At 31.2% G+C, this 19,551-nt stretch carries 17 protein-coding genes; 7 read left to right on the forward strand and 10 right to left on the reverse strand.

Annotated elements, in window-relative coordinates; all coding sequences use genetic code 11:
* Positions 1-17: 17 nt before the first annotated feature.
* The gene (locus tag HUE53_RS00590) at positions 18-296 is read right to left on the reverse strand and encodes a hypothetical protein (RefSeq protein WP_192188599.1); all 279 of its coding nucleotides are present in this window, start codon (positions 294-296) and stop codon (positions 18-20) included.
* A gap of 152 nt (positions 297-448) precedes the next feature.
* Entirely contained in the window at positions 449-970 is a 522-nt protein-coding gene (locus tag HUE53_RS00595) for a DUF7935 family protein (protein WP_065213273.1), read from the reverse strand.
* Positions 971-1,078: 108 nt separating this feature from the next.
* Here HUE53_RS00595 and HUE53_RS00600 point away from each other — a divergent pair, with 108 nt between their 5' ends.
* The gene (locus tag HUE53_RS00600) at positions 1,079-3,418 is read left to right on the forward strand and encodes an ATP-dependent helicase (RefSeq protein WP_394368214.1); all 2,340 of its coding nucleotides are present in this window, start codon (positions 1,079-1,081) and stop codon (positions 3,416-3,418) included.
* 271 nt (positions 3,419-3,689) lie between these two features.
* Here HUE53_RS00600 and HUE53_RS00605 read toward each other — a convergent pair whose 3' ends face one another.
* From HUE53_RS00605 to HUE53_RS00615, 3 genes are all read right to left on the reverse strand, one after another.
* Complete coding sequence (locus HUE53_RS00605) at positions 3,690-4,283, reverse strand: non-canonical purine NTP diphosphatase (protein ID WP_041253397.1); 594 nt, start codon at positions 4,281-4,283, stop codon at positions 3,690-3,692.
* A gap of 1,304 nt (positions 4,284-5,587) precedes the next feature.
* Positions 5,588-6,055 (reverse strand): hypothetical protein, encoded by a 468-nt coding sequence (locus HUE53_RS00610; protein ID WP_014165309.1) that lies wholly within the window; start codon positions 6,053-6,055, stop codon positions 5,588-5,590.
* 3 nt (positions 6,056-6,058) lie between these two features.
* Positions 6,059-6,823 carry an MBL fold metallo-hydrolase gene (locus HUE53_RS00615; protein WP_065213272.1) on the reverse strand — a complete coding sequence of 255 codons (765 nt, stop codon included), beginning with the start codon at positions 6,821-6,823 and terminating at the stop codon, positions 6,059-6,061.
* Between the two features lie 84 nt (positions 6,824-6,907).
* Here HUE53_RS00615 and HUE53_RS00620 point away from each other — a divergent pair, with 84 nt between their 5' ends.
* The gene (locus tag HUE53_RS00620) at positions 6,908-8,374 is read left to right on the forward strand and encodes a TonB-dependent receptor (RefSeq protein ID WP_014165311.1); all 1,467 of its coding nucleotides are present in this window, start codon (positions 6,908-6,910) and stop codon (positions 8,372-8,374) included.
* 340 nt (positions 8,375-8,714) lie between these two features.
* On the opposite strand, the gene HUE53_RS00625 is transcribed toward HUE53_RS00620, so the two are convergent.
* Complete coding sequence (locus HUE53_RS00625) at positions 8,715-9,116, reverse strand: TerB family tellurite resistance protein (RefSeq protein ID WP_077225731.1); 402 nt, start codon at positions 9,114-9,116, stop codon at positions 8,715-8,717.
* Positions 9,117-9,255: 139 nt separating this feature from the next.
* Here HUE53_RS00625 and HUE53_RS00630 point away from each other — a divergent pair, with 139 nt between their 5' ends.
* Together HUE53_RS00630 and HUE53_RS00635 are read left to right on the forward strand one after the other, a co-directional pair.
* Positions 9,256-9,675, forward strand: a complete 420-nt coding sequence (locus HUE53_RS00630; RefSeq protein ID WP_014165313.1) for a DUF1456 family protein — start codon at positions 9,256-9,258, stop codon at positions 9,673-9,675.
* A gap of 188 nt (positions 9,676-9,863) precedes the next feature.
* Positions 9,864-10,619: a carboxypeptidase-like regulatory domain-containing protein gene (locus HUE53_RS00635; protein WP_065213271.1), complete on the forward strand. Its 756-nt coding sequence runs from the start codon at positions 9,864-9,866 to the stop codon at positions 10,617-10,619.
* Between the two features lie 91 nt (positions 10,620-10,710).
* Here the strand turns inward: HUE53_RS00635 and HUE53_RS00640 are convergent, their stop codons facing one another.
* From HUE53_RS00640 to HUE53_RS00650, 3 genes are all read right to left on the reverse strand, one after another.
* Positions 10,711-11,433, reverse strand: coding sequence for a DUF2490 domain-containing protein (locus HUE53_RS00640; RefSeq protein WP_014165315.1), 723 nt, complete (start codon positions 11,431-11,433; stop codon positions 10,711-10,713).
* A 288-nt stretch (positions 11,434-11,721) separates the two neighbouring features.
* On the reverse strand, positions 11,722-13,347 hold the full coding sequence (locus HUE53_RS00645; RefSeq protein WP_065213270.1) for an inorganic phosphate transporter: 1,626 nt from the start codon (positions 13,345-13,347) through the stop codon (positions 11,722-11,724).
* 23 nt (positions 13,348-13,370) lie between these two features.
* Positions 13,371-14,024, reverse strand: coding sequence for a DUF47 domain-containing protein (locus HUE53_RS00650; RefSeq protein WP_014165317.1), 654 nt, complete (start codon positions 14,022-14,024; stop codon positions 13,371-13,373).
* A gap of 162 nt (positions 14,025-14,186) precedes the next feature.
* Here HUE53_RS00650 and HUE53_RS00655 point away from each other — a divergent pair, with 162 nt between their 5' ends.
* The 3 genes from HUE53_RS00655 to HUE53_RS00665 all read left to right on the forward strand — a co-directional run bounded on the left by HUE53_RS00655 (position 14,187) and on the right by HUE53_RS00665 (position 18,069).
* On the forward strand, positions 14,187-15,830 hold the full coding sequence (locus tag HUE53_RS00655) for an acyl-CoA carboxylase subunit beta (RefSeq protein ID WP_192188600.1): 1,644 nt from the start codon (positions 14,187-14,189) through the stop codon (positions 15,828-15,830).
* Between the two features lie 123 nt (positions 15,831-15,953).
* Positions 15,954-17,594, forward strand: coding sequence for a M1 family metallopeptidase (locus HUE53_RS00660; RefSeq protein ID WP_065213269.1), 1,641 nt, complete (start codon positions 15,954-15,956; stop codon positions 17,592-17,594).
* A gap of 52 nt (positions 17,595-17,646) precedes the next feature.
* Positions 17,647-18,069: a DoxX family protein gene (locus HUE53_RS00665; RefSeq protein WP_041253398.1), complete on the forward strand. Its 423-nt coding sequence runs from the start codon at positions 17,647-17,649 to the stop codon at positions 18,067-18,069.
* Between the two features lie 101 nt (positions 18,070-18,170).
* Here the strand turns inward: HUE53_RS00665 and HUE53_RS00670 are convergent, their stop codons facing one another.
* Positions 18,171-19,475, reverse strand: a complete 1,305-nt coding sequence (locus tag HUE53_RS00670) for an NAD(P)/FAD-dependent oxidoreductase (RefSeq protein ID WP_014165321.1) — start codon at positions 19,473-19,475, stop codon at positions 18,171-18,173.
* Between the last annotated feature and the right edge of the window lie 76 nt (positions 19,476-19,551).

The following is a 19,551-nucleotide window of genomic DNA, read 5'->3' on the forward strand; positions in this document are numbered from 1 at the left end:
TTGAGATATACAATTAATTAAACAATAAAAAACGGAGGAGCGCGAGTATTTTGTAAACTGCCATTGAAAAAACTTATTTTCTCAATATAACCAAACAAATATGCAGCATTGTAATCTATTGATTCAAAATCAATAGTAGATAGTGTCGTCTTTAAATAATCACTAAAAGAATAATGGCAAACAAAACAGTCATCAAAATCTTGATGATCGTGTGAAACAACCGTATGCGAATGATCATACTTATGTTGACAATGAGGTGTATTTAATTGTTCTATTAAGTGTTCGAATGAATGCAAAGATTGGAATGCTAGGACAAACCACAACACCCCCAATAGTAGGTAGCTAACTATATTTATTCTTTTATTCATTCAACGAAAATAAAAAATCCTTTTCTAACAGAGAAAGATACGTATAATAATTTTTTAAAATAAAAAAGAAACCTCTAAAACTATAGTATCTGTCCAATTTCTTTTTTAAGATATGCAAGAGCTACAGTTGTAGGGGATTCTTGATTGGCCAATTGATTCATAATGGTCTGACGTAAATTATCAGCGTCTTTTATATCATCTCTTTTAGCTGTTTTTTGTATATTATGTGCAATCGTATTTTTGGCAGTTAAAATAACATTCCAACAATTATCTGTTAAATAGATTTGTTGCGTAATATTATGCTCTAATTCTTGTTCTATATGATCTAGTAAAAAAACAGCATAGAGCATCTTATCTTCACTCATTGGAGCAACTCGCATTAACAACTTAGTGGGATTAATACGTTCTAAAAACAAAGCCATTCTTTCGTATGCTTGCAATTTTAATGGTAAAGAGTCTTTTTGATTTTCTTTTTGTAATAACCAATAGCGCATATTTTGCTGATCTTTGAAATACGCTTGAAAAAAATAATACGCAACACCTGCTGTTACTATAGAAGGAATTGTGTACGCTGCAATCTCTAATACGTTTACTGAATTCATTTTTATAAGATACTTTTTATTAATTTATGATATGAATACAAATAAACTCAAAAAAATTATTGTAATCCAATTTTAGTAGCAGTATTTTTGACCCTTTGATTTTTGGTTATGATTCAAGAGATAATAGAAAAACTAAATGATGCACAAAGAGCACCTGTTTTACAAAAAGACGGTGCCATGATTGTAATTGCTGGAGCTGGTTCAGGCAAAACACGTGTATTAACGGTTCGTATTGCTAACTTGATGAGTCAAGGAGTAGATGCTTTCAATATTTTAGCCTTAACTTTTACAAACAAAGCCGCTCGTGAAATGAAGATCCGAATTGCAAGTATTGTAGGAAACAATGAAGCTAAAAATCTGTGGATGGGAACCTTTCACTCTATTTTTGCAAAAATTCTACGTATAGAATCCGAAAAACTGGGCTATCCTTCTAATTTTACTATTTACGATTCTCAAGACTCTGTTCGCTTGATAGGACAAATTATTAAGGAAATGCAATTAGACAAGGATATTTATAAACCCAAACAAATATTAAGTAGGATATCACAATACAAAAATAGCCTTGTTACAGTAAAAGCGTACTTTAATAATCCTGAATTACAAGAAGCAGATGCCATGAGCAAAAAGCCTCGATTAGGAGAAATTTATCAAAATTATGTTGAACGTTGCTTCAAATCAGGAGCTATGGATTTTGATGATTTATTATTAAAAACCAATGAACTTTTAACTCGTTTCCCTGATGTCTTGATGAAATATCAAGATCGCTTTCGATACATTTTAGTAGATGAGTATCAAGATACTAATCATTCTCAATATTTAATTGTTAGAGCACTCTCTGATCGTTTTCAAAATATTTGCGTTGTAGGGGATGATGCTCAAAGTATCTACGCTTTTAGAGGAGCTAATATTAACAACATCCTAAATTTTCAAAAGGACTATGAGAATGTGCAAATGTATCGTTTGGAACAAAATTATCGTTCTTCAAAAAACATAGTAGAAGCGGCAAATAACGTTATTGATAACAATAAAACGAAACTTGATAAAGTAGTCTGGACTGCTAATGATAATGGTCCTAAAATAAAAGTACACCGAAGCTTAACCGATGGTGAAGAAGGAAGATTTGTAGCATCTAGTATTTTTGAGGACAAAATGCAAAATCAAAAAAAGAACAGTGATTTTGCTATTTTATATCGTACCAATGCACAATCTCGCGCTATGGAAGACGCGTTGCGAAAAAGAGATATTCCTTATAGAATTTATGGTGGACTCTCTTTTTACCAAAGAAAAGAGATTAAGGATGTACTGTCTTATCTAAGACTAGTAGTAAATCCTAAAGATGAAGAAGCATTAGTACGCGTTATTAATTACCCCGCACGAGGTATAGGCGATACCACCGTAGAAAAATTAACGGTAGCAGCAAACTATTATAAGCGTTCCATTTTTGAAGTAATGGAACACGTTGACAAAATTGATTTAAAATTAAATTCAGGTACAAAACAACGAATAAGTGATTTTGTAACCATGATCAAAAGTTTTCAGGTCATCAACGAAAATCAAGATGCTTTCTATTTAACAGAACATGTTACTAAAAAAACAGGACTCGTTCAAGAACTGAAAAAAGACGGAACTCCTGAAGGCATTGCTAGAATAGAAAATATTGAAGAATTACTAAATGGTATAAAAGACTTTATAGAGGGGCAAAAGGAAGTAGATGGTGCTAGAGGTGCTTTATCCGAATTTTTAGAAGATGTGGCTTTAGCTACGGATTTAGACAACGACACGGGCGATGATGACCGTGTGGCATTAATGACTATTCACTTAGCCAAAGGTCTTGAATTCCCCACTGTTTTTATTGTGGGATTGGAAGAAGACTTGTTTCCAAGTGCTATGAGTTTAAATACTAGAAGTGAACTGGAGGAAGAAAGACGCCTTTTTTATGTAGCCTTAACCCGAGCAGAACATCAAGCCTACTTAACCTATGCTCAATCTCGTTATAGATGGGGCAAGCTAGTAGATTCTGAACCTTCTCGTTTTATAGAAGAAATAAACTCGGAATATTTAGAATTTTTATCTCCAGTAGAAACGAATTACCGATACAAACCTACTATTAATACTGATATTTTCGGAGAGGTAGACAAATCCAAACTACGTTTACAAAAACCTATTGCGGGTACACCACCTAAACAAATTAACACAGAGTCTGCATCTAACCCTGCAATTAGACGCTTAAAACCATTGTCTAATCCTACATCAGGAGCCGAAATTGGCAATACAAGTAACAATACAAGTTTAATAATTGGCAATATTGTTATGCACGAACGATTTGGTAAAGGGCAAGTTTTAAATCTTGAAGGTGTTGGGGCAGATAAAAAAGCGGAAATACGCTTTGAAATTGGAGGCATTAAAAAATTACTATTACGTTTTGCTAAATTAGATATAATAGGGTAACGATTCCCTTAAATAAAAAACAAATTGTTTATCAAAATTCAAAAGAGGTTGTCTAAAAAATTGTAATGATCTTGTTTTCTTCGCTCAGTTACTCAACTCTAATTAACTAAAGAAAAAACAGACGAGAAAAACCAAGCAAATTACAAGCCTAATTAGGCAACTTCTGTTTTTAGATTGAAGTCATAAATTAAACGTAGAAATACGCTTTTTAGACAACCTCTTTGAATTCATCCGATCAACAAGCTCAATATCTATTTACAAAAGCCTTTTTTTATAATTCTTCTGAAATATTAACTTTATTTATAAAATCTATCAATTTTCTAACCGCTTTTGCTCTATGACTTATTTTTGATTTCTCTTCAAGCGTCATCTCAGCAAAAGTATTTTCATATCCATCAGGAATAAAAACAGGATCATATCCAAACCCATTAAGCCCTTTTTGTTCAAACGCTATTTTTCCATCTATCGTCCCTGTAAACAAAAACTGTTGATCCTTTAAATTAAGTGCTATAACCGTTTTAAAGTTAGCTTTCCGATTCAGCTCTCCAGACAATACATTTAACAGTTTGTCTATATTCTTTTGATCCTCTTTTTCTTCTCCAGCATATCTTGCAGAAAAAACCCCCGGTTCTCCATTAAGAGCCTCCACTTCTAGCCCACTGTCATCAGCAAAACAAGCATATCCATAATGTTGAGTAACATAATCTGCTTTAATCCGCGAATTTCCTTCAATAGTCGTAGCTATCTCTGGAATATCAACTAAACAGTTGATATCTTTTAAACTTAATATTTGAATATTACTAGGAATTAACCTTTGGATTTCCTTTATTTTATTTTGATTGTTTGAAGCAAAAACTATTTTCATCTTTGTTTTTTTAAAAAAAAGCAAGATACTATAATTTAAAATAAATTTTAACATAATGTACGGAAAATCCATAACAAAATTAATATTCAACCTCTTACCTTTGGAGCACGTTCTTAATCAATTAAAACAAACTAAATTTTTAAACGAATTTTTGATAAAGTAACTACTGACTATATTTTGTATTTTTAATTGGGTAATTTTCTTAAAAATTTTCTATTGATTAGTAGAAAAACTACAACTTTATCTTATTTTTTTGTTTTTGGGAGATATACAATTATCGTTTAAAAATTTATCTAAAAAACAGCTGTGTAATGTTTTACACAGCTGTTTTTAGTTTTAAGCAAATAGAATTTAAAAAAACGAATTTTAACATAATATGCGGTAAAACCGTAACAAAATCAGATTACAGTTATCTACCTTTGGGGTACGTTCTTAATCAAGTAAACAAACTAAATTTTTAAACGAACTTTAGATAGAGTAAGCTACTAACCATGTTTTGTATTTTTATTGGGTAATTTTCTTCACAAAGTTTTATTGGTTAGTAGAAATGCCATGACTTTATCTTTTTTTTTTGTTTTTGGGAGATATAAAATTATCGTTTAAAAATTTATATTTGAGAGGTTATCTATAACAAGATAACCTCTTTTTTATTTTATGCCATCATTAAAAAACAATTCTAAATTAACTTAAAAAAATTAAACAAACCCCTTCTTTCTAAAACAGTTCATCAAATCAAAATCCTCATTTTAAATTACTAAGAAAAGTTTTAAAATTCTTCTTTTTTCTTTTCAAAACATTCTTTTTCCCCTTTTCTTTTGATGTATCTGAATCACAATTCTCATTGCTCCTTCTATCTTTCAATGTTTCACAAACAAATAATACAAAGTTCACCCCCATAGCAATGCAAATGACACGAAATACAATCAATTCATATTCAGATCAAAAAACAAAATATTTTTCAAATTATTATTAACTCAAATTATGCGATAGCCCTTGTAACGAATACGGAAAGAGCAAAGGAGGTAAAACCGCCCGGAATTTTTTTTACCGCAACTGTAGTTTTATTACATTAAAAAGAAAAAATGAAGAGCTTTTTTAGATTCGAAGTCATTTTTTATTTGTAATATTTTTTTAATGCGTAATCTGGATTCAAACACCTATTTAGCGTTTTAAACTAAAAAGGTTTATTGAAAAAAATTCCAACAAACCTTTAAAAACAAACACTTTAAACCAATTAAAGTATTACAATAAAACGAATACATTTACAACAAAAGTATATAGATCTTTATAAAATATTACTTTTTTTAATCATTGGGATACATCAAAATTTCGGCTGGCTCAAAAGATACCTTTCCCTTTGGTTCTACAAAGTATTTTAAAAGAACCTCTCCCCAACCTGATTCTCCTGTAAAATCAGCAATTATCCAACGGTGATTTAAAAAACGAACTTTATTAATTACCATCCCTTCGTATGAAACTAAAGGATTTCCTTTGGGGTTATTATTCATTTCTACTAATTCTTCTTTTATTCGAGGCATTAATTCATCTATATCCTGATCTTCAAAATAATCTCTAGCCTTGTCATTGTACATTAATGAAAAATAGTCCCCCTCTTCTTTTTCTGCAACAATCTTAGCTATCGAATCTTTTATCTTTTTCTTATATTTTTCCGTTGTTTCGCTATCGTGATTAAATTTTTTAGTAGCATACATCAGTTGAAAAATATTCATTAAAACCGAAAAGATAAATCCGTATAAAAGTAATTTTCTCATATATTAAATAGTTATTTCTAAATTATCATAAGCAACCCATACATTATCTGGTAATTTTTTTTGAATTTCTTCATGAAACCCAAACAAATGACTTATATGGGTTAAATAAGCTCTCTTTGGTTTTACTTTTTTTATTAATGTCAACGCCTCCTCTAAATTAAAGTGTGTATCATGTAATTCTTCTCGTAACGCATTAATCACCAAAACTTCCAATCCTAAAAGTTTCTTTAATTCTTCTTGATCAATACTTTTAACATCGGTTAAATAAGCAAAACGATCCAAACGATAACCAAAGGTTTGTAAATTACCGTGCCAAACACTTATTGGCTCTATCATTTTATCATTTATTTTTATTACCTGCCCATTAATTACCGTATGTTCATCTACACTAGGTGCTCCTGGATATTTGTCAACCGTTTCAAAGATATAATCAAATCTTTTTTCTAAATTTTTCAAAACCCGTTCATGCGCATAAATAGGTATATTTCCTTGTTTAAAGAAAAAAGGGCGTATATCATCTAGCCCCGCTGTATGATCAGCGTGTTCATGTGTAAAAAAAATAGCATCAATTTTGGGACATTTAGACAAAAGCATTTGTTGCCTAAAATCAGGACCACAATCTATTATAAATGAATCATGATCCCACTCTATCCATACAGAAACACGCAAACGTTTGTCTTTTACATCCTCACTTAAACAAACAGGATGATCACTCCCTATTACGGGTATTCCTTGTGAAGTTCCGGTACCTAAAAAATATATTTTCAATAGAAATCCTTTTTTTACAAAAATAAATATTATTTGATAAAAAATAAGGCTTTTACTACCTTTACACCGTATTTAATTATGAAGATGAAAGATCTACAAAACGAAATTAGATTAAAAGGAGATAGAGAGATTGAACAAATCCCTTCCATCAGCGATAAAGCCCTAAGAATCAATCTGAACGAAAACATATACGGTACTTTTGCCGAAATAGGTGCTGGACAAGAAACTGTTAGACATTTTTTTAGAGCTGGAGCTTCTTCTGGCACTATTGCCAAAGCAATGAGTGCGTATGATAAGGATTTTAGTGATGCTATCTATGGAATAGAAGATGACGGACGTTATGTAACAGAAAGTCGCTTACGTAAAATGCTTCAACACGAGATTGAATTAGTTGAACAACGCCTAAAAAGAGAAAAACATCCTAATAAATTATTTTTTAGTTATGCAAACACTGTGGCTACTATAGATTTTGCAAAACAATACAAAGGCCATGGATGGGTAGGTATTATTTTTCAATTAGATCCAGATGAAGCATATAATGAAATTATTCTTCATATTCGTTTTAAAGAAAATGATGCCAAACTACAACAAGAAACTTTAGGTAAACTGGGAGTAAACTTAATTTACGGTGCTTTTTATAAATACAATGACCCTAAACGTTTATTACGTTATTTATACGATCATATAGACAAAGACCAATTAGAAATTGATACTGTAAATTTTTCAGGACCTCGTTTCAACCAAGTTGACAACCGCTTAATGAGTTTACAATTAGTACGCAATGGTATGACTGATGCTGTTATGTTTGATCCTAATGCCAAAAACGTATTACCCGCTCAAATCTTATATAAGAAAAATATTTTAGCTCTTAGAGGGAGTTTCCGCCCTGTTACGAAAGTAAACATGGATATGTATGAAAAATCACTACAAATGTTTCTTCAAGAAAACAAAGTAAAAGAAGAAAACACTCTTGTGGTCTTTGAAATTACCTTATCTAATTTACGTTCCGATGGCGAAATTGATGAAAAAGATTTCTTAGATCGCGCAGAATTACTTTGCTCATTAGGACAAACTGTTCTCATTTCAAATTTCCAAGAATATTATAAAGTTGTAGAATATTTCTCTAACTATACCAAAGAGCGTATGGGACTTGCTATGGGAGTAAATAACTTAATTGATATTTTTGATGAAAAGTACTATCGTCACTTAAGCGGCGGAATCCTGGAAGCTTTTGGTAAATTATTCTATCGCGATATGAAAGTTTATTTGTATCCAATGGAAGATGAAGATGGAACTATTCTTACCTCTCAAAACCTAAAAGTCCATCCTAGAATGAAAGAATTATATAAATTCTTTGCCTACAATGGAAAAGTAATTGACATTACAGATTTTGACAAATCCCATTTAAAAATATTTTCTAGAGAAGTTCTAAAAATGATTGGATGTGGCAAACCAGGATGGGAAGAAATGCTCCCAAAAGGTATTGCAGAACTCATCAAACGCGATCATCTTTTTGGTTGTGATGAAAATAAAAAGATTGAAAAAGTATAACTTTACACTATAAAACTATCCAAAAAAACGACTTAGAAAACTTTTCCTAAGTTGTTTTTTTGGTTCTTTAAAAACTAAAAAAATCAGACAATTCTAATTTTATTATTATCCCCCTGCATTTCAAGCAAAAAACTAACGAAATCAATGGTCTAGGTTATAAAATTTCAATATTTCTTACACCTTCTTTACACCCCTTTCTAATTAAAAAAGGAGTACCTTTTCTACTTATAGTAGTTATTTTCTATACCTAAAATCAATCGTTTTTTGCTGGTTAGACACAATTCCAAAAAGAGTCTTTTTTTTAAAAAGCAAAAGAGCTATTTTATTTTTATTAAACACGTCAATTCAACTGTTCTTGAAAAGCTCCTATAACTACCTCTGCTTCTAACATTTGATTAGGTGCCTTTTCCATTAAATAAAGCACTCTTTTCATAGCGCCTGGATTCAATCCCATATTAATCCCTATTTCAACTATTTTTTCTTTTTCTCTAATATGTAAAACACCATCACAGTGCATTAATAAAGCTAATCTATAAAATTGTAAAACACGTTGGAACTCATCCTTCAGTACTTGTCTTTCTCCTTTTAATTTAAATAACTCCAAAAATGTTGCTTTATCTATCTCTAATTCTTGTGCTACTATCCAAAGGAAATCATATTCTCTATCATGTAATTCTCCATCTACAATTGCAAATGCAATCATCTCTTTTAACAAATTAATCTTTTCTTTTTGGGTATTCATAACTTATTTCATTTCTTAACAAATCTATAATTTTGTACTGAATATACAAAAATTAACATTTCTGTATCGTATGAACAAGCCCTTTATAAGATAAATAATATAGATTAAAACCGTATCTTTGAAAAAATTTTAACGTCACATGACAAACAACGATATATTTAAAAAATTAAGAGTTGCTCTTCAACTTAGAGATGATCAAATAGTAGAAATTCTTGAACTCGTAGATTTTAGAATTTCAAAAGGTGAATTAGGGAATATTTTTCGTAATGAAGACCACCCTAAATATATGGAATGTGGAGATCAAATACTACGCAATTTCTTAAATGCCTTAATTATTTATTTAAGAGGAAATAAAGAAATTTCTAAAAACCCTTTAGAAATTTTGAATGCAAACAAACAAAATATAAAAAAACTTCCATCTGATAAGTCCATCGAAAAAAAGCCAGCTGACAAAATATTTAAGCCCATAAACAAGCAAGCTTCTTTTAAAAAAAACACCAAAACTTCGAATCCTGTTTTCGAACCTGTTCGTTTTAAAAACGGTAAGAAAAAAGGCTAAATAACATCGTTTCCTCTTACCTCTTACGTAAAGAGGAAACATTAATCATTATTTTACTCTCTTTTTCTAGATAAATTTCAAAAAACGTTCTTTTTGACTTTTCTTTTTCTTAAACACATTGTTAATTTTACTTTAAACTACAAGAAATATCATAAGGTTTAACTACATTAGCAAAGACAATTCTAGTTATGAGATATTTTATATTTATACTTTTAAGCTTTTTCAATTCTTCTTTTTTGGGGCAAGAAACCACCGTAAAAGGAACTATTATCAACAACAATACCTTAACTCCAATTTGGAATGTTAATATAGTGAATACCAATAAAGTCCGTGGTGCTATATCAGATGCCAAAGGAAATTTTGAAATCAAGGCTGATGTAAATGATAATTTGCTTATTTCATGTTTAGGTTTTCAGTCTATTGAAATTAGAGTAACCAATGACTGGCTAAAAAATCAAAATTTCCGAATAAAATTAACAGAAAAAGCGTATGCTTTAGAAGAAATAGTAATTCCACCTTATGAACTTACAGGTTATCTAGAAGTAGACTCTAAATTAATTCCTGAACGAGAAAATTATTGGTACTCTATAGCAGGTCTTACCAAACGATACGAAGGAGGAGAAAACTCTCCTAATGCTTTTAATAGGGTAATTGGTTCTTTATTTAATCCTGCTGATGCACTTTATAATTTCTTTGGAAAAAAACCAACAGAACTCAAGAAATTAAAAGAGTTGAAAAAAGATGAAAACATAAGAAATATACTACAAAATCGTTACGATCGTCAAACCATTTATCTAATGTTTGGTATCAATGAAAAAGAATTAAATGAAATCTTGGAACGTTGTAATTACTCTGAATCTTTTATGAAAACGGCCAATGACCTTCAGATTCTAGATGCCATCAATGGGTGTTATGAGGAATATAAAATACTTAAGAAAAAATAATCTTTTTTATTTAGAAACATCCTAAAATTTCACAGATAATAATAAAACATAAGAGGCGCTAAAGCACCTCTTATGTTTTTATAATAAAAAGCTAATCATGATCTGGTGTGGGTGCTTCTACAGGAGCACTATTGGATTTATCAATTGTAAAATTTAAACCACAAAATATAAAATGCAAATTTGTGTTTGTTTTTAAACCAAAATCTCTTTGAAATAAATAACCTAAGGATACTCCAAAATCTTTAGAAAGCTGATAACCTCCTCCTGCATACATTCTGTTTCTTTTTATAACAGGGTTATCTGGGCCTAAAAACAGCTCATCATACGCATTTACAAAAAAAGTATTCGCATCAACTTTCTTATTATTAATAGGTATAATAACATTTATTCGATCTCTGTAACGCTCTGTATTTGTATTTATACCTGTAATAGGATTATGAAAAAGTCTTTTTTCTCCCCTCATTCTATTTTCAAATTTAACACGTCCAATTGTTTTTGCATAAGTATACTGTAGCCAGAAGCGTAATTCTTCGTTTGAAATACTTTTTTCTCTATAATTAGCATATCTTCCTAAACCTAAAAAGGCTTGATTACTTGAATTTATATTATAGCCACTTCCTCCTTTTACTTCATAATAATCAACAGTAGTCAAATCAGCAATTGACCGAGCTTGCAACTCGCCATAAACATACCATTTTTTATTAAATTTATACGTCAACGAAAGTGTAGAAAACCCTGACAAATGTTCTTCGTTTTGCCCTAAAACATTTCCTATACTAAAAACCAGTAACAGGATTAAAAGATTTTTTTTCATGTTTAGCGTTAGATTAAAAAATATTAAATTAAAGTTGTGTGTTGTATATTGAACTGTTGTTCTTTTAACCTAAATTATACGTTAGCCTTTGTGATGAAAACGAAAAGGGCAAAGAAGATAAAAATACAAGTTTTTTTTTCTCACCTCCATAGTTTTACTATATTGAGGATAAAAAATGAAGTACTTTTTAGATTCAAGGTCGTTTTTATGTGTAATAAATTGCTAATGCGTAATCTGGATTAAAAAAAAAGAGGCTAAAAATAGCCTCTTTTTAGAGAAATAATATAATTAATTAAAAACTGACAAAATATAATAAATAATTGCGGCAACTAATGCTGATACAGGAATGGTTAAAATCCAAGCCCAAATTAAATTTATGGTTATCCCCCATCTTACAGCACTCAATCGCTTAGTTGCACCAACACCTATAATAGATCCAGTAATCGTATGGGTTGTAGACACAGGAACCCCCATTTGAGAAACTGTAAAAAGCGTTAAAGCACCTGCTGTTTCAGAACAAACTCCTTCTAAAGGAGTAACTTTGGTAATTTTAGTTCCCATTGTTTTTACGATTTTCCAACCGCCCATCAATGTTCCTAAACCTATCATTAAATAACACCCAAAAGCAATCCATATAGGCATTGTTTTATTCGTAACCTTAGTTTCAACCTTTGCTTTAATCTCTTCTTTTAACCTTCCTTTTTCATCTACGTACTTTGCAAATATTTTAGCATAACGATACGCAGGATTTAATTCTTTGTCTTTAAAAATAACTTCTTTTGTATCAGTATCATGCACATCTTTTTTATCAGTATATACATGTAATGTTTTTAACTGTTTGACTGCTTTTTCAAAGTTACTCAAATCAATATTTTCTTTTTTCAAATGCAAAAGGAAAGGATTACTAGAATTAATTCCTGCAACTAACTTTTCATCTTCATAAATATTTTGTTTTGTAGATAAATCAATAATCTTTTTTCCATCTACATAAATTGTATCTTTATCGAAAATACCAATAGCTGGTTTAAATTTTTTAATTTTACCTTCGTCGTTAGTATATTTTACTTGTAAAACTTCTGTTACTTGTAATAAACTAGGTACTTCTCCTTTTACCTCTCCTCTTCTTACTCCATTAGCATATACAATACAAGCAGCACAAATAATTCCCATTACTTTTTGAGAATCGGCTCCACCGTGACCTAATGAAAAGGCTGCTGAAGACAATAATTGTAATTTTTTGTATAAATTACCTTCTTTCATAGCCGTATTGTTTTTACCTACAACTATTTCAAAAATGATAAAAATTAACACAAACGAAGACAATAAAACGCCTATGATCCAAATCATAATGGGCTTGATATCAAAAATATCTTTATAGGCCCAAGTCATATAAACTGTAAAAACAGTTAACAGGATATAACAGAACAATTTTATAAAGAAATTTCTTTGAATTGTCATGAGTGTAATAATAAAGGATATAACTCCCCCTATGATTGGTGCTAAAACAATAAACATCAAGGGCTTTGTAATTTCTTCTAACTTCAACACATCAAAACCTGCGTGCGCTACGGCTGCCCCCGCAAATCCACCAATAAGTGTATGAGAAGAAGATGAAGGTATTCCTAGCCACCACGTTAACAAATTCCATACTGTAGCTGCTAACAAACCTGACAGAATCACCCACAAGTCAATAACCGAGTTATCCACTGTTTTTGCTACTGTATTACCTACACTCATATCAAAAACCCAATAAGCAGCGAAGTTAAATATTGCAGCCCATATTACAGCCTGAGTTGGCGATAATACCTTTGTTGAAACCACTGTAGCAATCGAATTGGCCGCATCGTGAAAACCGTTGACCAAGTCGAAGCCCATAGCTACAACAATTATTATAATTAATAAAGCAAATTCCATTTTTTTAAAATAATTTAGAGCGATTAAGCGTGTTTAACTGAAATTGCTTCTAAAGTTCTAGATACATCTTTACATTTATCTGTTGCTTTATGCAAAGCATATAATACTTCTTTATATTTAATAATGTTAACAACATCTGTTTCATTTTCAAACAATTCAGCTACTGCCTTATCAAATACTAAATCAGCTTTACTTTCTAATTTGTTAATTTTTTTAACAGCACTGTTAATCTTATCTAAATTCTTTAAATCCTTCAACTCTAATACAGCCCCGTTAATATGAGTACACGCTTCTAAAGTGATTTCAGTTAATTTGCGAATGGATTTATTAATTTTAACCACATTATATAAGTTCATACGGTTAGAAGCCGTATATATATTATTAGCTACTTCTGTAATAGTAGTGATTAACATGTGAATATCTTCACGATCAAAAGGAGTAATAAAATTTCTACTCAATTCGATATTCATTTTATGGTTTACATTCTCAATATCTGCTACTAATTGCTCTACTTGTTTGTAGTAATTAGTTCTATTTTCCATTTCACTTTTCCCTATATTTACAGCTTCGTGTAAATTTTCAGATAAAGCAAGTAAATCTGCTGTTGCTTTAATAAATAAAGGATAAAAAGTTGTATCCTTTGGAGAAAAGAATTTCAATACGTCTCTAAATGCCATTTTTAATCAATTTAATTTCAGGTACGAAAATACCCTTCGTATGTTAAGTTAATGTTAACCCAAGATGAATTACATATTAATTCTGTTAACAGTATTTTAACGCTCTTTTTAAATAGTTAAACAGATTTTGTAATTTAGCAGACCGAAATTAAACAATACACTATGGATTTAAACTTCAATAAAAACGAAGATCATAACAGACTTCTACTATCTGAATTAAAACAGCGTTTAGCAAAAGTAAAATTAGGAGGCGGAGAAAAGCGTATTGCCAAACTTCGTGCTGAAGGCAAAATGACTGCACGAGAAAGAATAGATTATTTACTAGATAAAGACACAAATTCAATTGAAATAGGAGCTTTTGTTGGGGAAGGTATGTACAAAGAACACGGAGGTTGCCCATCAGGAGGAGTTGTTATAAAAATGGGCTATATACAAGGCAAACAATGTATAGTAGTAGCAAATGATGCAACCGTAAAAGCAGGCGCATGGTTTCCTATTACAGCTAAAAAAAACTTACGCGCACAAGAAATTGCAATGGAAAACAGATTGCCTATCATCTATTTGGTAGACTCTGCCGGTGTTTATCTACCTATGCAAGATGAAATTTTTCCTGATAAAGAACATTTTGGCCGTATTTTTCGTAACAATGCTTTAATGAGTAGTATGGGAATCACTCAAATAGCAGCCGTTATGGGAAGCTGTGTGGCAGGTGGTGCTTATCTTCCTATTATGAGCGATGAAGCCTTGATTGTTGACAAAACAGGAAGTATCTTCTTAGCAGGTAGTTATTTAGTAAAAGCAGCCATTGGCGAAACAATTGACAACGAAACCTTAGGAGGGGCTACTACACATTGCGAAATTTCAGGGGTAACGGACTTTAAAGCAAAAGATGATAAGGATGCTTTAGATAGAATTAAAAGCATTGTTAGTAAAATAGGCGATTTTAACAAAGCAGGGTACAACCGAATCAAACCCGAAAAACCAGCTTTAGATCCGAACGAAATCTTTGGAATTTTACCAAAATCGCGTACAGAACAGTACGACATGATGGAAATCATCAAGCGTTTAGTCGATAATTCTGAATTTGATGAATACAAAGCAGGCTATGGTCAGACGATCATCACAGGTTATGCTCGCATTGATGGATGGGCGGTAGGAATTGTAGCAAATCAACGTTTGATAGCTAAAACCACGGGAGCCAAAACAAAACCTAGTGAAATGCAATTTGGAGGTGTTATTTATTCTGACAGTGCTGATAAAGCAACTCGATTTATAGCAAACTGTAATCAAAAAAAGATCCCTTTAGTATTCATGCACGATGTAACAGGATTTATGGTAGGCTCTAAGTCTGAACATGGAGGAATTATAAAAGACGGTGCTAAAATGGTAAACGCCGTATCTAACTCTGTAGTTCCTAAATTTACAGTCGTAATAGGCAACTCTTATGGAGCTGGCAACTATGCTATGTGTGGGAAAGCCTATGACCCTCGACTCATATTTGCTTGGCCGAGTGCTGAATTAGCCGTTATGGGAGGAGCACAAGCAGCAAAAGTACTTACACAAATAGAAGCCGCCTCGTTAAAAGTCAAAGGCGAAGAAATTACTCCAGAAAAAGAAGAAGAACTATTCAATAAAATAAAATCACGTTACGACGAACAAGTTTCTCCTTATTATGCTGCTTCTCGTTTGTGGACAGATGCTGTTGTAGACCCTCTTGAAACTCGTACTTGGATTTCTATGGGAATAGAAGCTGCTAATCATGCTCCTATAGAAAAACCTTTTAATTTAGGAGTCATTCAAGTTTAGTTATAAAAAAACTACATCTATGTTTCTTAATTATTCATAGTCTATTTAAAACATCCAATAATAAATTATTTTTTTATTAAAACTCATAAAAATCTACCTTTACGCGGTAGATTTTTTTTTATTATGAGAAAATATATTTTATTATTATTATTCCTTTTTTTAAAAACTCAACCTATATCAGCACAGCTAACTGTAGCCAAAGAACAATATAGCCATCGAGACTCTCTACAAGGAGGATTACGAACAGAACGCAGCTGTTTTGATGTACAACGTTATGATTTAAACATCAAAATCAATATTGATCAAAAATCAATAATAGGTTATAATGATATTACTTTTAAAGTAGTAAACCATACTTCAAAAATTCAAATTGATTTATTTGAAAACATGAAAATAGATAGCATCCTTTATGACAACCAAAAACTGAATTACAAACGTGATGAAATAGCTACTTTTATCTATTTTCCTAATACACTTCCTAAAGGAAGCACCCAAAAAATCAGATTCTATTATTCCGGAAATCCTAAAGTAGCCAAAAGAGCCCCTTGGGATGGTGGTTTTACCTTTACTCATGATCTAAACAACAAACCTTGGGTGGCTGTTAGCTGTCAAGGATTTGGGGCTAGTTCTTGGTACCCCGTAAAAGATTCACAAAGTGATGAGCCCGATTTAGGAGCTTCTATTAAGGTGGCCGTTCCCAATGGACTCATGAATGTATCTAACGGACGATTTCTAGGAAATGAAAATCTGAAAAATGGCTATACTCGTTGGGATTGGGAAGTTAAAAATCCTATTAACACCTACGACATTACTGTGAATATAGGCGATTATGTATTAATTGAAGATCATCATAAAGGCTTAGATCTAAAATATTATGTCCTACGAAATAATGAATCAAAAGCACGAAAACACTTTGAAGAAGTAAAACCTATGTTGGATTGTTTTCAATCAAAATTTGGCGAATATCCTTTTAAAGAAGATAGCTATAAGTTAGTAGAAAGCCCATATTTGGGAATGGAGCATCAAAGTGCAATAGCATACGGAAACCAATATAAAAAAGGGTATCAAGGGAAGGATTTATCAGGAACTGGGATTGGACTATTATTTGATTATATAACGATACATGAAACAGGTCATGAATGGTTTGGCAATAGTATAACAAGCAAAGACATTGCTGATATGTGGATACATGAAGCCTTTACTATGTATTCCGAAATAGTTTTCATAGAATGTCTATACGGATATGAAAAAGCACTAGAATATTGCAAAGGACTTCGTATGAACATAGCTCATGATCGTCCGATGATAGGAGATTTTGGGGTAAACAAAGAAGGAAGCGGCGATATTTATTATAAAGGAGCTAATATGCTTAACACTCTACGTCATGTTATAGGCATAGATAAATGGTGGGATATTTTGTTAAATTTCTCTAAAAAATACAAAAAACAAATTATCGAAGGAAAAACAGTAATTGATTTTTTTAACAAAGAATCTAAGATGAATCTAACCCCTATATTTAATCAGTATTTAAAATACACTACTATTCCCCTCTTAGAAATTCAAAAAAAAGACCGCACATTTGAAATTAGATGGGTTACGGAAGAGCCTAATTTTAAAATGCCTATCGAACTCTTTATAAAAAGTAAAAAACAAACGATCTTGGTTTCCAATAATTGGCAAACGATTCCTTTTGATATAAATAAAATAAGCGACATACAACCCAATGAAAACGCTTTTTATATAAAATATAATCCAAAAAATTAAAATAATAAGCTGATTTTTAGTATTTTAGATGCAATTTTATAAACTAACAGCTATGGAAACAGTAAAAAATTTGAATAAGTGGGCAAATGCGCACACTTATTATTCATTGGATTTGTTGAGAATTTTTGTAGGTATTTTTTTATTCATGAAAGGGGTTTCTTTTATGACTAATACCCTTTATTACACACAATTAATTGAACCCATAAAAAATTTTGGTGGTGGAATGCTAATTGTACATTATGTCATGGCAGCTCATATAATGGGTGGAATTATGATTGTATTTGGGTTATTAACACGTTGGTCCATTATAGCTCAAATTCCTATTCTTTTGGGCGCATTCTTAATTAATTTTATCGACCAAATGAATCCTACAAATTTAATTTTATCGTTCTTTTTACTATGTGTTTGTTCTTTCTTTCTTTTTTATGGAAGTGGTAAACACTCTGCTGATTATTACTTTAAAATGGGACAATGATAATTTAAAAAAGATATCATCATCTTTACATTCTCTAAAAAAGTGATTAGTTAATATAAAACGGCTTAAGTTTAAAAAAAATAAACTTAAGCCACAATTCACTAAATCTCGTCACTAGTAAATGTAATAAAACTTTTCTTTTTGTAAGGACGAATAATCAAACGTCCTTCTCGATCAAAGCGAATGTAATTATAAACCCAATTTAAAAAAACAACCGCTTTGTTTTTAAATCCAATCAATGAAAACAAGTGAACAAACATCCATACAAACCAAGCAAAAACGCCATTAAAATGGCATTTAGGTAAGTCTACAACAGCTAAATTCCTACCAATAGTTGCCATAGAGCCTTTATCATCATATACAAAGGCTTTCATAGATTTATTTTGTTGTAAATTAAGTAGATTATCTGCTAACAAATTCCCTTGCTGTATGGCAGGTTGTGCCATCATAGGATGTCCTTGTGGATACAATTCACTTTCCATAGAAGCAATATCTCCTATGGCAAAAATATTTTCAAATCCTTTTACTTGATTAAATTCGTTTACTCTTATGCGTTCTACTCGTTCTACAACAGATTCTTCTGGCAAACCATGTATACAAGCTCCTTGAACCCCTGCTGTCCAAATAACCGTTGCCGCATCTAAAACAAGGTTTGTATTAGTCGTAATTGTGCGTCCATCATAATTTGTTACACGTACATTTTTCCAAATTTTAACACCCAATTCTTTTAAAAAATTTTCAGAAGCTATAGACGATTTTTCTGTCATTGTATTGAGTATCCGATCGCCACTTTGTATTAAATGAATCTGCATTTTTTGAATATCTAAATCGGGATAATCCTTTTGAAAAATGGCTTTTTTCATTTCTGCCAAGGCTCCTGCTAGTTCAACTCCTGTTGGTCCTCCTCCTACCAAAACAAAATTCATCAAAGCATTTCTTTCTAGTTCATCTTTCGTTAAAACAGCCTCTTCAAAATTTTCTAAAATTAAACTACGAATATTTAGTGACTGCGGAATGGTTTTCATAGACATTGAATTACGTTCAATTTCTTTATTCCCAAAATAATTCGTTTTAGATCCAGTAGCAATAACCAAATAATCATAATGTATATCACCTATTTCTGACAAAACTTTTTGATGATTAGGATCTATCTCCTTTACAGTAGTCAATCTAAAGTAAAAATCCGTACATCCTTGAATAACTTTACGAATAGGGTACGCTATAGAACCTGCTTCTAATCCTCCTGTAGCAACTTGATACAATAAAGGCTGAAATGTATGATGATTGTGTTTATCAATCAGTACAACTTGAAAATTTTTATTTCTTAGTTTTTTGGCTAACGCAATACCTGCAAAACCACCACCAATTATAACAACTCTTTTCTTTGAACTTTGTGGAATATTCATTAGTTAAAGGACTTGATATTTTTAAAGCTTTAAAATTAAGAAATATCTCTATAAAAAGATTATTAAGAGGGCTCTA

This window comes from Flavobacterium columnare (assembly GCF_014844295.1).
GTDB classification, from domain to species: Bacteria; Bacteroidota; Bacteroidia; order Flavobacteriales; family Flavobacteriaceae; genus Flavobacterium; species Flavobacterium columnare.